Genomic DNA, 13,672 nt, shown 5'->3' on the forward strand with positions numbered 1-13,672 from the left:
CCACCACGTTCCGCTGTCAGTGCGATACGGAGGTGATTCGGTCGATCTCCGCGAGGTCCTCTGCGGTGGGCTGCCACTGCCCTGCCCGCACATTGGCCTCCACCTGTTCGGGTGAGGTGGCGCCGGCGATCACCGAACTCACCGTGGGTTGCGCGGCCAGACCGCCGATGGCGACGTCGAGCAGGGAGATGGACCGCTGCGCGGCGAAATCCTCCAGCTGTTCCACGATGTCGAAAGCCGCGTCCGTGAGCGCGGATTCCCGGCCCCACGCCTGAATCCTGCTGCCTTCGGGCGCGGGCACGCCGCGTTTGTATTTACCGGTGAGCAGACCGCTCGCCAGGGGGAAGTAGGGGAGCAGACCGATCCCGTAGTGCTCGAGCGCCGGCACCAGGTCGGCCTCGATCCCACGCTGCAGCAGGCTGTATTCGTTCTGCGCGCTGATGAACCGCTCGAGATTGCGGGTGCGGGCGGTCCATTCGGCGTCGGCGGTCTGCCAGCCGGTGAAGTTGGAATGGCCCAGGTATCGGATCTTGCCCTCGTGGACGAGATCGTCCAGCGCGGACAGCGTCTCCTCGATCGGTGTGGCCGGATCCGGGCGATGGAGCTGGTAGAGATCGATCCAGTCCGTGCGCAGCCGGCGCAGCGACTGCTCGACCGCGCGGCGGATGTAGCGGCGTGAGCCGCGCGCGCCCCAGTCCTCGCCGTTGTCCCCGCCGAGGCGGCGCACATCGTTGCCGAACTTGGTCGCGATGACGACATCGTCGCGTCTGCCCTGCAAGATTTCGCCGATTCGCCGCTCCGATTCCCCGTAGGAGTCGGCCGTATCGATCAGGTTGATGCCGTGGTCGAGCGCGGCGTGCAGCACGGCTCTGCTCTGCTCGAGATCGAGCTTCATCCCGAAATTGTTGGTGCCCAGCCCGACGACCGAGACCGCGAGCCCCGAACTCCCGACACGACGTAACGACGACGACTCACCCATGGCTCTCCCGGTTCTCGAGGGGACGTGAACGACCAGGCTGGACCCTAGTGGCGTGGGCCCACCGCGGAGAAGAGTTCGGCGCAGCCCGACTCCTTCCCGCCGCCGTCGCACAGGGCTCGGCGCCGGGGCTCACCGCCAGCCGAGGGTGATACCTCGAGAGCGCAGCCAGGCTTCGAAATCGTGTCCGTGGGCGGCGATTCCGTCGATGGCGGCGGTGGCGGCCTCGATCGCCTGCTGGGCCTCGGACGCGCTCAGATATCCGGCGGCGTGGGCGGCCAGCAATTCGTCGACGTCGAGCAGAATCGCCTCCCGCCCGGTGCGCACGACGATGTCGAGGTAGTGGTCGACCGACTTCCACATCTGCGGGCCCGCCGGGGAGAAATCACCGATATCGAGGTAGAAGTCCTGATCGCGCGGGTGGGTGGGGCGGAAGTGGAAGACCGTGGCGCGGAGCGACAGCTGCGGTAGCAGCCAGGACTCGAGGTAGTGGAATTCCGGATGATCGGCGGTGCGGGCCATGTAGAGGCCCCAGGGTTCGGTCCGATACGTCTCGACCGGCCGCACGAAACCCTTGGGATCGGTATTGGTGGACCCGGCGAGGTCGAAGTACTCGATCTTCGGCCGATGCAGATCGACCACATGCCCCTGCGTCATGCCCCGAATCTACCGTCGCCGGCCCGCGAAACACCCGCTCGCGCCGCGATTCGATGATCATCGGCGCGAGCGGGTGGTGACGCGGTTACAGCCAGTGCAGCGTCACGCCCTGGGTGGTGAGCCAGCGTTCGAAGTTGTGATCGTGCGAGGCGATACCGTCGACAACGGCGGTGGCCTGCTCGAACGCCCGCTGGGCCGTCTCGGCCGACACATGGCCGGCCGCGTGCGCCGCGAACAGCTCGTCGACCCCGCGCAGCTCGCAGACGTGGCCGTTGCGGGCGACGATGTCGATGTAGTGGTACTCGGCCCGCCAGCGTTTCGGCTCGATCTTGGCGAAGTTGCCGATATAGATGTGATAGATCGGATCGCGATCGTGTGCCGCGTTGACGTGATGCATGGTGACGCGGACCGACTGCTTGGGCAGCAGCCAGGTCTCGGTGTAGCGATAGGGCGGGGTGTCGGCCGCCCGGACCAGATACAGGCCCCACGGCTCGGCGTGATAACTGTCGACCGAATGGACGAAACCGCGAGAATCGGTTCTGGTGAGATCGGCGATGTCGAAATATTCGACGTGCGGTCTGTGTGCCGTGCCCGACGGTGGCACCGGAATCGGTGTTTTTCGGCCCGGAATGTTGCGACTCGACGGCATTGGGCTGACTCCATTGGGCGCGGCAGTGCGCAGAGTCCGGGTGACACGTTCAGCGAGGAAACCGGCCATTACACTTGCCCTTCTCGACTTCCGACCGGATCAGCGTACACCCGGGCAACCGTCTCCGGCGGGGTGAAAACGACACGGAATCCGGCTGATTCGGCTGTGTCGTCATCGTCGAGCCGCCCTGCTCTACCAGACATTTCGGGCATTTGGTCGCTTGATTCACTGCTGTGCGCGCGGTTGCCGAGGCAATGCTCCCGGAGGCCCGGCAAACCTCCGGCCGGACCTGTCGCCATGGCCGGCGGCGGCACTTCGGTGGCGCCGCTGCGCGGGGCTGTGCCGTCGCATTGGGTGAATTGTCGAATTATTCTGCGGGGCAATGCGTCCGGCCTGTTGTGGCCGAAAAGCGGGGACATGAATCGAATTGTTCGAAATGTCCGAACGAGTCGGCCGGGAATTGTGGTGTCGGTGACGCGGGTCCGGTCGAATTGATCGGGATAGGGCGTGTTCCGGAGGGTCGAACCGGTTCCGCCGCCGACCGGTTGTGCCGACGTCCGATCGGACGGCTCCGGTTCGCCGTGGACGAGGCGGGCCGGTGTGGGTGCGGGGCGTCGGCCGAGCCCACTGTGATGGTCCTCGCGTCGGGGATGGGTGGGCCGCTGGTTTTGCCGTGTGGTTGCCCTGGGGGCCGGTGCATCCGCCGCCGCGGTCGCAGTCGCGGGGCGGCGCCCGGACCACCCCGCGGCAGCGCCCGTGCCCGTCGATACGCAGTCGTGGCCGAAAAATGATCGCCGGGTGTGTCGCTGTGCCCGCGGTCACGGCGCCGGAACTTGTCGGTGCCGCGGCTTACCCTGGTGACCATGGCTTTCGCAACGGAGATCCCCGCGGATTCGGACGCACCCGGCGAGCAGCCGCTGGCGCATTCGGAATTCCGGCCGATCGGGGCGATCGAACGCTCCGACGGGCGGTTCGAGGTCGTCAGCGAGCATCGGCCCGCCGGTGACCAGCCCGCCGCGATCGCGGAGCTGGAGCGGCGGTTGCGTGGTGGCGAGAAGGACGTGGTGCTGCTCGGCGCCACCGGTACCGGCAAATCGGCCACCGCGGCCTGGCTGATCGAGCGGGTCCAGCGCCCGACCCTGGTCATGGCGCCGAACAAGACCCTGGCCGCCCAGCTGGCCAACGAACTGCGCGAGATGCTTCCGCACAACGCGGTGGAGTACTTCGTCTCCTACTACGACTACTACCAGCCCGAGGCCTACATCGCGCAGACCGATACCTACATCGAGAAGGACTCCTCGATCAACGACGACGTGGAGCGGCTGCGCCATTCGGCGACCTCGAGCCTGCTCTCGCGCCGCGATGTCGTGGTGGTCGCCTCGGTCTCGTGTATCTACGGCCTGGGTACTCCGCAGTCCTATCTGGACCGCTCGGTACAGCTCGAGGTCGGCGCAGAGGTCGAGCGCGACCGGCTGCTGCGCCTGCTGGTCGATGTCCAGTACACGCGCAACGACATGGCCTTCACCCGCGGTTCGTTCCGGGTGCGCGGCGACACCGTCGAGATCATTCCCTCCTACGAGGAACTCGCGGTCCGCATCGAGTTCTTCGGCGACGAGATCGAGGCGCTGTACTACCTGCACCCGCTCACCGGTGATGTGGTGCGCCAGGTCGACACCCTGCGCATCTTCCCGGCCACCCACTACGTGGCCGGGCCGGATCGGATGGAGCGCGCGGTCGGCGATATCGAGACCGAACTCGAACAGCGGCTCGCGGATCTGGAGCGGCAGGGCAAACTGCTCGAGGCGCAGCGGCTGCGCATGCGCACCCAATACGACCTGGAGATGATCCGGCAGGTCGGGTTCTGCTCCGGTATCGAGAACTATTCGCGGCATATCGACGGCCGTCCGGCCGGTTCGGCGCCGGCGACCCTGCTCGACTACTTCCCGGAGGACTTCCTGCTGATCATCGACGAGTCGCACGTGACCGTGCCGCAGATCGGCGGCATGTACGAAGGCGATATGTCGCGCAAGCGCAACCTTGTCGAATACGGTTTCCGGCTGCCCTCGGCGGTGGACAACCGCCCGCTCACCTGGGAGGAGTTCGCCGACCGGATCGGCCAGACCGTGTACATGTCCGCGACGCCCGGCCCGTACGAACTGGGCAGTACCGGCGGTGAATTCGTCGAGCAGGTGATCCGCCCGACCGGACTGGTCGACCCGCAGGTGGTGGTCAAACCGACCAAGGGCCAGATCGACGATCTGGTGCACGAGATCCGCACCCGCACCGAACGCGACGAACGCGTCCTGGTCACCACCCTCACCAAGAAGATGGCCGAGGATCTCACCGACTATCTCCTGGGCATGGGCGTGCGCGTGCGCTACCTGCATTCGGAGATCGACACGCTGCGCCGCGTCGAACTCCTGCGGCAGCTGCGGCTGGGCGAATACGACGTGCTGGTCGGCATCAACCTGCTGCGTGAGGGCCTCGACCTGCCGGAGGTGTCGCTGGTCGCGATCCTGGACGCCGACAAGGAGGGCTTCCTGCGCAGCGCCACCAGCCTCATCCAGACGATCGGGCGTGCCGCGCGCAACGTCTCCGGCGAAGTGCACATGTACGCCGACAAGGTGACCGATTCGATGCGCCAGGCCATCGACGAGACCGAACGGCGGCGGGCCAAGCAGGTCGCCTACAACGAAGCCAACGGCATCGATCCGAAACCGCTGCGCAAGAAGATCGCCGACATCCTCGATCAGGTCTACCGCGAGGCCGACGAGACCGAGGTGGAGGTCGGGGGATCCGGGCGCAATGCCAGCCGCGGCCGCCGAGCCCAGGGTGAACCCGGCCGCGCGGTGAGCGCCGGGGTGTACGAGGGCCGCGATATCGCGAACATGCCGCGCGCGGAACTGGCGGATCTGGTCGCCCAGCTGACCGATCAGATGATGAACGCCGCCCGCGAATTGCAGTTCGAGCTGGCCGGGCGATTGCGCGACGAGATCGCCGACCTGAAGAAGGAGTTGCGTGGTATGGATGCCGCCGGGCTGAAATGAGTTCCCGCGCAGCGTCTTTCCCGCACACGCGGCGGTGCCCCGGCCGGACCGGGGCACCGGCGCGGCCCGCGTCAGCTCTGCGTGGCCATCCACTCGTCGACCCGGCGCTCGGCCTCCTCGCGCGAGACGTCCTCGACCCGGGTCATGACCACCCAGCGATGTCCGAAGGGATCCATCACCAGCCCGTAGCGGTCCCCGGTGACGAACGTCTGCGGCTCCTCGACCCGGGCGGCGCCGTGTTCGGCGGCGCGGGCGACGACCGCGTCGGCATCGGGGCAGTAGTGCACGATGCTGGTGTGCACCCAATCCGATTCGGGTGCGCGCACCCCGTGTTCGGGGATGGGCATACCCATCTGGATGGTGGAATCGCCGATCGCCAGTTCGGCGTGCGCCGGTTGCCCGTCGGGAAGGTCGTTGCGGCTGAGCACCTTCGCGCCGAAGACCGCGGAGTAGAACTCGATGGCCTTGTTGCCGTCGGGTACGGCCAGGAAACAGTTGATGGAGTGATAACCCTCGGGAATGGGATTGACGTCGTTGCTCATAGGTACAACTCTCGGCCACCGCGGGGAATGGATCTTGTAAGAAAGCGACAGCCTCGTCCGCGGCGGGAGACGGGCCGTGCCGACCGGTGACGGGCGCGCGAAAGGCGCTGCGCTGCATCCGGTTCCGGTGCCTCCGCCGGAGGTCACCAAGGGCATCCTGCATCCCCGCGAGCAGGAGCGTCATCGTCGGTTGATCCGGTTGCCGGCCGGCCCGCAGACGGCGGAATTCGTCGAATGGTATTGGTCGGTCTCCTGGGATCTGCGCGGCCGCCCGCCCTATCAGGCGCAGGTGCTGCCGTTCCCCTCGGTCAACGTCAGCTTCGAGCGATCCGCCACCCGAACCGGCGGATTCGTCAACGGTGTGACCACCGGCAAATTCGTGCGCGAACTGACGGGGCAGGGGGTGACCTTCGCCGCCAAATTCCGTCCCGGCGGCTTCGGCGCCTTCACCGGCATCGACGTCGGCGCCCTGCGCGATACCGCGATCGAACTGACCGAGGTGCTGCCGGAGGCCGCGGGCCTGACCGAACGCGTGCTGGCGACCGACAGCGCCGAGGAGCGCCGCGACATCGTCGACGCCTATTTCGCCCGCGCCGCGGGCCGCCGCGCACCCGATGAGAACTACCTGCTGGTCTTGCGGATCATCGCCGCGATGGAAGCCGAGCCCGAGCTGACCCGGGTCGATCAGGTCACCGCCCGTTTCGGCATTCCGATCCGCACCCTGCAACGCCTGTTCCGCCGCTACGTCGGCGCCGGGCCGAAATGGGTGTTGCGCCGCTATCGGCTCCAGGACGGCGCACAACTGCTGGCACAGGGCCGCACCGACGATCTGGCGACCCTGGCGCTGGAACTCGGCTATTTCGATCAGGCCCATTTCAGTCGCGAATTCGCGAACGAGATCGGAATGGCGCCGCTGGAATACGCCCGCGCATCGCTACTGTCACACCACGCCTCACCGGGCGATCCGGCGCCGGATCGCTGATTCGTTTCAGCCACCCCGGTTCCGGGAATATCCGAACTCATAAGTAGTTGAATGCTGTACTACCAGCCCGGCGGCAGTGCTGCCGGCCGACAGAGGAGTTGGCGATGAGTGTTCTGGTGCTGATCGGGCGCATTCTGTTCGTCATATTGTTCGCGAGTTCGGCGATCGGGCATCTGACCCAGGCCGACGCGATGACCGGCTACGCCCGCAGCAAGGGTGTTCCGATGGCGAAGGAGGCGGTGCTGGGTTCGGGGGTGGTCCTGCTGCTCGGCGCCTTGAGCGTGCTGCTCGGGGTGTGGGCCGATCTGGGTGCGCTGCTGCTGTTCGTCTTCCTGCTGCCGACCGCATTCCTGATGCACCCATTCTGGAAGGAATCCGATGCGCAGGCCAAACAGGGCGAGATGATTCATTTCAACAAGGATCTCGCATTGGCCGGTGCGGCCCTGATGCTGTTCGCCTTCTTCGCCCGTGTGGACGATCTCGGCGCCACAATCACCGGACCGTTATTCCACCTCTGACGAACGCGGAACGACCCGCATTCCACATTCGGCGGTTATTGCCTCGCGTATCCGGAAACCACCGGAATCGGTTCTCGCCGCCGGGAATTGTGAGTTCTCACCATCACGCCCGGGTGCGCTCTGTGCATCCGGGCAATCGCGGTCCGTGCAATTGGGAAAACCCTTCTGTGACGAAAATCCCAGGGCCACAATCGGGTTCGCGACTGCGACGGCGATCGCGGCGCGCCGCCGCCGGGTTCGGGATCAGCGCTGGTGAGACGGGTCGCGCGGCCGCCCGGACGGCGAATGTGTCCTGCGGATCGCAGGGCGCATCGATGTGATGTATTGCGATTGTCGATGATTCCGGCGCGATAACGGTTATGGTCTAGCGCAGTTGCCCGCGCGGGTTTCTGCTCCGGAATTGCGCGCAGGCATCCGCCCACTTGTACGTTTGGAGGAAAGATGACCGCCTACCGGTCCATTGTCGTCGGTACCGATGGCTCGGATTCGTCGTATGTCGCTGTCGAGAAGGCTGCCGCGCTGGCCGGCGACGCGGGCGCCACCCTGTACGTCGCGTGCGCGTACTACCCGACCGACGACCGCGATGTGGCCGCCGCGGCCGACGTCCTCAAGGACGAGGCCTACCAGGTGCGCGGCTCGGCTCCCACCAACGAGATCCTGCGGGTCGCGCGGGACAAGGCGGCCGCCGCCGGGGCGACCAACATCGTGGAGCGGGCCGTCGTCGGCGAACCCGTCGAATCGCTGCTGAACCTCGTCAAGGAGGTGGAGGCCGATCTGCTGGTCGTCGGTAACCGCGGCCTCAACACCCTGGCCGGGCGCCTGCTCGGTTCGGTGCCCTCCGATGTCGCCCGCAAGTCGCGCAGCGACGTCCTGATCGTGCACACCGTCCGCTGACCTTCGCGTGACCGGCCGCCCGGGGCCTCAGCGCAATGCGCCGAGGACCTCGGGCAGCGTGCCGGTGTGAACCACCGATAATCGCTGGGTGGCACGGGTGAGCGCCACGTACAGATCGTTGAGCCCGCGCGGCGATTCGTCCAGGATGGCCTGCGGTTCCACCAGCACGACCGCGTCGAACTCGAGGCCCTTGACCTCGGCCACCGTCAGCACCTGCACGGAATCGCCCGCCAGCGAGGCGAATTCGCTCACCGTCGCATGCGGGGCCAGGACCGCCGTGATACCGGGCTTGCCGGCCTCGGCGGCGACGAGTTCGGTGACCGCGGCCAGCGAACCGCCGGCCCCCACCTGCACGGCCCGCGGCGGAAAGCCGGATTCCCGGACCGACCGCGGGATGGTGGCCTCCGGATCGATCGCCGCCAGCACATCGGCGGCCACCGCCATGATCTCGGCGGGCGTGCGGTAGTTGACCGTCAGTTCCGTGAGCTTCCAGCGCTGTGCGACATAGGGTTCCAGCATCCGCTGCCACGACGACGCCCCCGCCGGATCGCCGGTCTGCGCCACATCGCCGACCACCGTGACCCAGCGATTCGGAATGCGCCGCATCACCATTCGCCACGCCATCTCCGACAGTTCCTGCGCCTCGTCGATGATCACGTGTCCATACGTCCAGCTGCGATCGCCGGCGGCCCGCTCCGCGGTCGTCTGACGATTGCGCACGTGCTGGCGCTCGGCGAGCTGGCCGGCGTCGATCAGGTCGTAGGCCATCAGGATCTCCGGATCCAGGTCGTCCTCGAGGTCCTGCGGCGCCGAACCGGTCAGGATGTCGAGCGCCTCCTGCGCCTCGGCCAGCTGCGCACGCCACCGCCGGCGGGAGCGCTCCCGCTCCTCGGCGTCGTCGATGCCCAGCAATTCGGCCAGCTCGTCGAGCAGCGGCGCGTCCGCGGCCGCGAAGGCGGGTCCGTTCGCCGGGTCGAGGGCGCGGAACAGCTCCTTGCGGTCCTCGGCACTGAGCCGGTCCGCGGCATGCGCCAGCCGCTCGGGTTCGGCCCACAGGTCGGCGAGCACCTGCTGGGGGGTCAGGATCGGCCACAACTGCGCGATCGCGCGCTGAATGCCGGCGTCGGCGCGCATCTCGTCGCGGATCTCGGTCAGATCGGCCTGGCTCAGCAGATTGCGCCCGGTATTCGATGGGCGGCGGCCGGCGGCGGCATCGGCTTCGTCGACGGTGTCGGCGAACTGGTCCTTACCGATGATCTGTGCCAGCTGGTCGGTCAGCGCGTCGACCACCGAGGCGGCGAAGATCGGGCGGGCGAGGTTGTGCGGGCGGCGCGAGGAGCGGGCCCGGCCGCGAGCGCGGGTGGCGATCTTGCGATCCAGCGTCAGCTCGTACCCGTCGAAGTCGAGGCGGACCGGGTCGCGCGGCACCTCCTGCCGGTCGCGCACCGCCTTCTTCAGCACATCGAGCATATCGAGCGAACCCTTGAGCTCGCCCGCGCGCAGCGAATCCTCCAGTGTCGCTTCGACTCCCGGATACAGATTGCCGATCGTGGACAGCAGCACACCGGTCTCGCCCAGCGACGGCAGCACCTGGCCGATGTAGTCGAGGAAGGTGGAATTGGGGCCGATGATCAGCACACCGGCCTTGTCGAGCTGCTGACGGTAGGTGTAGAGCAGATACGCCGCACGATGCAGCGCGACCGCGGTCTTCCCGGTACCCGGACCGCCCTGGACGACCAGGACGCTGCGATGTTCGGAGCGGATGATGGCGTCCTGCTCGCCCTGGATCGTCTCGACGATATCGGTCATATGGCCGGTGCGCGCCGCGTTCAGGGCGGTGAGAAGGGCGCTCTCACTGCCGACGCCGCCGTCGTCGGACTCGATCGCGCCGGCGCGGCGCGCCATCTCCAGATCGAGGTATTCGTCGCTGATTCCGGTCACGTTGCGATTGCGCGAGCGGATGTGCCGGCGACGAGTCACGCCGTCGGGGGCGGCGGTGGTCGCGAGGTAGAACGGCCGGGCCAGCGGGGCCCGCCAATCCAGGAGCAGGGTGTTGTAGTCGTCGTCCTCGTCGAGGATGCCGAGGCGGCCGATGTAGCGGTACTCGGCCGCGTCGCCGGTGTCCTCGGTGTTCTCCGCGGCCAGATCGATCCGGCCGAAGCACAGCCCGTTCTCGGCGGCGTCGTATTTCGCCAGATCCTCCGAGTAGAGCTGGGTGAACGATTCGCGTTCGCTGCGGGCCTGCGGGGTGCCACCGGTTTCCAGCAACACCGTCCGCAGCCGGCGCTGTGCGTATTCGCGCATACCGTCCAGCCGCTGATACAGCAGGGTGAGATAGCTCTGCTCCCGCTCCAGTTCGGCGGCGCGATCGGTGGCGGGGCGATCCTCGGTGAGGCGGTCGGGCAAAACGGAACTCCTTGTCACCACAGGGCCCGAGCGGGCCGCGCGCGAAGAGAACGGAATCGTCGAGTCTAGTTGGGGTTCGCCGGACTCGCTGTAGTCGCAGGTGAACGCGCCGCGAACACGGTAGTGAAATATTGCACTACCAGGCCCGTGCGATCGGCACGACGGACAGCAGCGCGTGTTCGACGATCATCCGCTGATCTTTCAGGAGGCGTGGGTGTTGTTCGGCCGCCGTCCCAGGGCGTTGCTCTCGGAGGTCGCCGGTTTGGCACGGTACATCGCCAGATCCGCGTCGTGCAGGACCGCTTCGGGAGTGCGCGGATCACCCGGGCGCAGCGCGGTGACGCCGATCGAGGCCTCGATGTGGATGCGGTGGCCGCGGGCGATGATCGGCTCGGCCATGGTCTGGCGCAGCCGGGCGATCAGTCCGTCCAGATCGTCCGGCTGGGTGCGGCCGGACAGCAGGACCAGGAATTCGTCGCCGCCGATGCGGCCCACCACGTCGTCGGTGCGCAGGCCGCGCTGCAGCCGCTGGGCCACGATCTGCAGCACGGTATCGCCGATCGCGTGGCCCAGGGTGTCGTTGATGGCCTTGAATCCGTCGAGGTCGATGAACAGCACGTTCGACACCGGCGACTGTTCGTCGACGCCCAGCGCGGTCGCCAGCCGCGAGAGCACCAGCGACCGATTGGCCAGCCCGGTGAGCGGGTCGTGGGTCGCTTGATACTCCAATTGCCTTCGGCTGGCACGGAATTCGGTGACGTCGTTGAACGAGGAGACGGCCGGCGAGTCGGGCGCGCCGGGGTTGAGCAACCGGCTCGAACCCGACAGCCAGCGCCGCTGCCCGTCCGGGCGGTCCACGCCGAACACGTAGCGGGAGATGGTTTCCCCGGTGACCAGCGTCCGCGCCACCGGGTGGTGGCTCGGGGCCAGCGGCTGGGCGTTGGCGTCCAGCAGCGCCAGCGGCAGCGAATCGATGCGGCGGCCGATCAGATTGTCGCCGTCCTGACCGAAGATGCGCAGCGCCGCCGGGTTGATCGACTCGATCCGGCCCTCGCGGTCGATGACGACCACACCCTCCTCGAGTTGCGACACCACGGCCGTGAAATGGTGTTCGGCCCGGCGTTGCGCGGCCTCGGCCCGGCGTTGCGCGGTGAGGTCGTGGATCACCACCTGATAGGCGAGCCGGTTCTGCCAGACGGTGAGCACCGAGACCGTCTCGACGTCGACGGCCTGGCCGTCGCAGCGGATCAGGGTCATTTCCGCTGTCTCGGACGCGTCGCCGGTCTGGTGCAGCCGGTCGATGCGCTCGAGCATCGCCGGCAGGTCGCGATGCGCCACGAACTGGGCGACCGGATGTCCGACCACCTCGTCCACTCCCGGGGCGGCCAGCAGCCGCACGATCGCCGGATTGGCGAAGACGACGACGCCGTCCTCGTGCACGACGACACCGTCGGGACTGTGCTCGACCAGCGTGCGATACCGCTGGGCGAGTTGTTCGGCGTCCATCACGCCGTCGGACCGGTTCTCACCTGCCTCAACCACATGTAACCCCCTGATCATGGTCTGTCAGGTCAATTGGCGCACGGGATCATTCTGATGGTGACGTACCGCGGATCACAGTGTGGACGGTATTGGTTCGGTCACAGTTCAGGTGCTGATCGGGCCTGTGAGTGATCATGACAGGTGCCCGTTCCCGCGGTATCGGCGAAGGGTACGCTGTCGGGTTCGGGTTCGGTCCGGTCGGGGGACCGGACCGGGTGTGACGCCGGAGGCAGTAGCCCAGGCAGGGTGTAGGAGCGCGAATGCCGAACACGACCCCGATATCAACTCGAGAATATCAAGATCGTATGCCGATCGCAGGTATCGGCGTGGTCAGCGGTTACGGCTGGGGCCGGGAAACGCTGTGGCGCGGTCTGCACACCGGTAAGGCGGCCGCCCGGCTCTACCCCGGCTACGGCCCCGATCGCGACGAATACGCGTGGGTTGCGCTGGTCCCCGACGGTGGTGACGAGTCGCTGAGCCCGAGCCGCTACGCCCGCGCGGTGCAGGAGGCCGCGCGCGAGGCGATCGCCGACGCGGCCGAACGAGGCTGGCGTCCGGGCGGTACGGTCGGGGTGATCCACGCGATCGTGCTCGGCGATGTGCGCGACTGGGAGGACTTCTACCTCACCGACCACAGCCGCCGTCGTTCCCGCGACTATCTGCGGCTGCTGCCCTCGACCCCGATTTCGCTGCTGATGCAGGAGTTCGGCTTCCACGGACCGTCGATGAACGTCTCGGCGGCCTGCAGTTCGGCCAATGTCGCGCTGATCACCGCGCAGATGTGGCTGGATCAGGGTTTCGCCGACGACGTCGTATGCGTGACCACCGACCTGTCGTCGAGCCCCGATATGGTCCACCACTTCGTGCAGATGGGCGCGGCGGTGATCGACGCCGATCCGCTGGAGGCGTGCCGGCCGTTCCAGGAGGGCAGCCGCGGATTCAGCTTCGGCGAGGCGTCGGTGGCGTTCGTGGTCTCGCGGCAGGTGGAGCGGCCCTACTGCGCGATGCTCGGCGGGGCGATGACCAATGACGCTTATCACGTCGTGTCCGTGGACCCCGGTCTGGAGCGGATACTGGACTGTACGCACCGGGCCCTGGACCGGGCCGGGGTGCGCCCCGGGGACGTGAGCTACTACAACGCCCACGGTCCCGGAACCCGGCAGTGCGATGTGGCCGAACGGGCCGTGCTGGCGCGGATCTTCGACGACCGCCCGCAGGTCTATTCGATCAAACCGCTGACCGGACATTGCATGGGTGCGGCGGCCGGCGTCGAGATCGCGGCGACGGCCCTGGGTTACGAGCGCGGCGTCGTGGCGGCGCCGCCGATCGTGGCCGAGGCGCATCCTCGCCTGCTGGACGGACCCACCCCGTTCGACGGCGGATTCACGGTGAAGACCTCGCTCGGTATGGGCGGGCACAACTCCGTGGTGGTGCTCGGTCCGGCGTGACGACCGGGCCC

General features: G+C 67.5%; 11 protein-coding genes. 5 read left to right on the forward strand and 6 right to left on the reverse strand.

Annotation, left to right across the window (positions count from 1 at the left end; translation table 11 throughout):
• Positions 1–16 precede the first annotated feature (16 nt).
• The 3 genes from AC5592_RS17005 to AC5592_RS17015 all read right to left on the reverse strand — a co-directional run bounded on the left by AC5592_RS17005 (position 17) and on the right by AC5592_RS17015 (position 2,282).
• Positions 17–979 carry an aldo/keto reductase gene (locus AC5592_RS17005; protein WP_063064793.1) on the reverse strand — a complete coding sequence of 321 codons (963 nt, stop codon included), beginning with the start codon at positions 977–979 and terminating at the stop codon, positions 17–19.
• A 129-nt stretch (positions 980–1,108) separates the two neighbouring features.
• Positions 1,109–1,633, reverse strand: coding sequence for a ribonuclease FAU-1 family protein (locus AC5592_RS17010; RefSeq protein WP_036500617.1), 525 nt, complete (start codon positions 1,631–1,633; stop codon positions 1,109–1,111).
• An 85-nt stretch (positions 1,634–1,718) separates the two neighbouring features.
• Positions 1,719–2,282 (reverse strand): DUF402 domain-containing protein, encoded by a 564-nt coding sequence (locus AC5592_RS17015; protein ID WP_083870723.1) that lies wholly within the window; start codon positions 2,280–2,282, stop codon positions 1,719–1,721.
• Positions 2,283–3,145: 863 nt separating this feature from the next.
• Here AC5592_RS17015 and uvrB point away from each other — a divergent pair.
• Positions 3,146–5,329 (forward strand): excinuclease ABC subunit UvrB, encoded by a 2,184-nt coding sequence (gene uvrB / locus AC5592_RS17020; RefSeq protein ID WP_036500654.1) that lies wholly within the window; start codon positions 3,146–3,148, stop codon positions 5,327–5,329.
• Between the two features lie 71 nt (positions 5,330–5,400).
• On the opposite strand, the gene AC5592_RS17025 is transcribed toward uvrB, so the two are convergent.
• A complete protein-coding gene (locus AC5592_RS17025; RefSeq protein WP_036500620.1) occupies positions 5,401–5,871 on the reverse strand; it encodes a VOC family protein in 471 nt (156 codons plus the stop codon).
• A 76-nt stretch (positions 5,872–5,947) separates the two neighbouring features.
• Here AC5592_RS17025 and AC5592_RS17030 point away from each other — a divergent pair, with 76 nt between their 5' ends.
• From AC5592_RS17030 to AC5592_RS17040, 3 genes are all read left to right on the forward strand, one after another.
• Entirely contained in the window at positions 5,948–6,853 is a 906-nt protein-coding gene (locus AC5592_RS17030) for an AraC family transcriptional regulator (RefSeq protein ID WP_232329401.1), read from the forward strand.
• A 104-nt stretch (positions 6,854–6,957) separates the two neighbouring features.
• Positions 6,958–7,371 (forward strand): DoxX family membrane protein, encoded by a 414-nt coding sequence (locus AC5592_RS17035; RefSeq protein ID WP_036500622.1) that lies wholly within the window; start codon positions 6,958–6,960, stop codon positions 7,369–7,371.
• Between the two features lie 441 nt (positions 7,372–7,812).
• Positions 7,813–8,265, forward strand: a complete 453-nt coding sequence (locus AC5592_RS17040) for a universal stress protein (RefSeq protein WP_036500624.1) — start codon at positions 7,813–7,815, stop codon at positions 8,263–8,265.
• 27 nt (positions 8,266–8,292) lie between these two features.
• On the opposite strand, the gene AC5592_RS17045 is transcribed toward AC5592_RS17040, so the two are convergent.
• The gene (locus tag AC5592_RS17045; RefSeq protein ID WP_063064794.1) at positions 8,293–10,671 is read right to left on the reverse strand and encodes a HelD family protein; all 2,379 of its coding nucleotides are present in this window, start codon (positions 10,669–10,671) and stop codon (positions 8,293–8,295) included.
• A gap of 201 nt (positions 10,672–10,872) precedes the next feature.
• Positions 10,873–12,213, reverse strand: coding sequence for a diguanylate cyclase domain-containing protein (locus AC5592_RS17050; protein WP_371507225.1), 1,341 nt, complete (start codon positions 12,211–12,213; stop codon positions 10,873–10,875).
• A gap of 305 nt (positions 12,214–12,518) precedes the next feature.
• Between AC5592_RS17050 and AC5592_RS17055 the strand changes: the two genes are divergently transcribed.
• On the forward strand, positions 12,519–13,661 hold the full coding sequence (locus tag AC5592_RS17055; protein WP_063064796.1) for a beta-ketoacyl synthase N-terminal-like domain-containing protein: 1,143 nt from the start codon (positions 12,519–12,521) through the stop codon (positions 13,659–13,661).
• Positions 13,662–13,672 lie beyond the last annotated feature (11 nt).

Source organism: Nocardia violaceofusca NBRC 14427, from assembly GCF_963869435.1.
Lineage (GTDB): Bacteria > Actinomycetota > Actinomycetes > Mycobacteriales > Mycobacteriaceae > Nocardia > Nocardia aobensis.

Coding starts and splice junctions, on each gene's coding strand:
- AC5592_RS17005 (WP_063064793.1), bottom strand. CDS start 979: ATGGGTGAGTCGTCGTCGTTACGTCGTGTCGGGAGTTCGGGGCTCGCG.
- AC5592_RS17010 (WP_036500617.1), bottom strand. CDS start 1,633: ATGACGCAGGGGCATGTGGTCGATCTGCATCGGCCGAAGATCGAGTAC.
- AC5592_RS17015 (WP_083870723.1), bottom strand. CDS start 2,282: ATGCCGTCGAGTCGCAACATTCCGGGCCGAAAAACACCGATTCCGGTG.
- uvrB (WP_036500654.1), top strand. CDS start 3,146: ATGGCTTTCGCAACGGAGATCCCCGCGGATTCGGACGCACCCGGCGAG.
- AC5592_RS17025 (WP_036500620.1), bottom strand. CDS start 5,871: ATGAGCAACGACGTCAATCCCATTCCCGAGGGTTATCACTCCATCAAC.
- AC5592_RS17035 (WP_036500622.1), top strand. CDS start 6,958: ATGAGTGTTCTGGTGCTGATCGGGCGCATTCTGTTCGTCATATTGTTC.
- AC5592_RS17040 (WP_036500624.1), top strand. CDS start 7,813: ATGACCGCCTACCGGTCCATTGTCGTCGGTACCGATGGCTCGGATTCG.
- AC5592_RS17055 (WP_063064796.1), top strand. CDS start 12,519: ATGCCGATCGCAGGTATCGGCGTGGTCAGCGGTTACGGCTGGGGCCGG.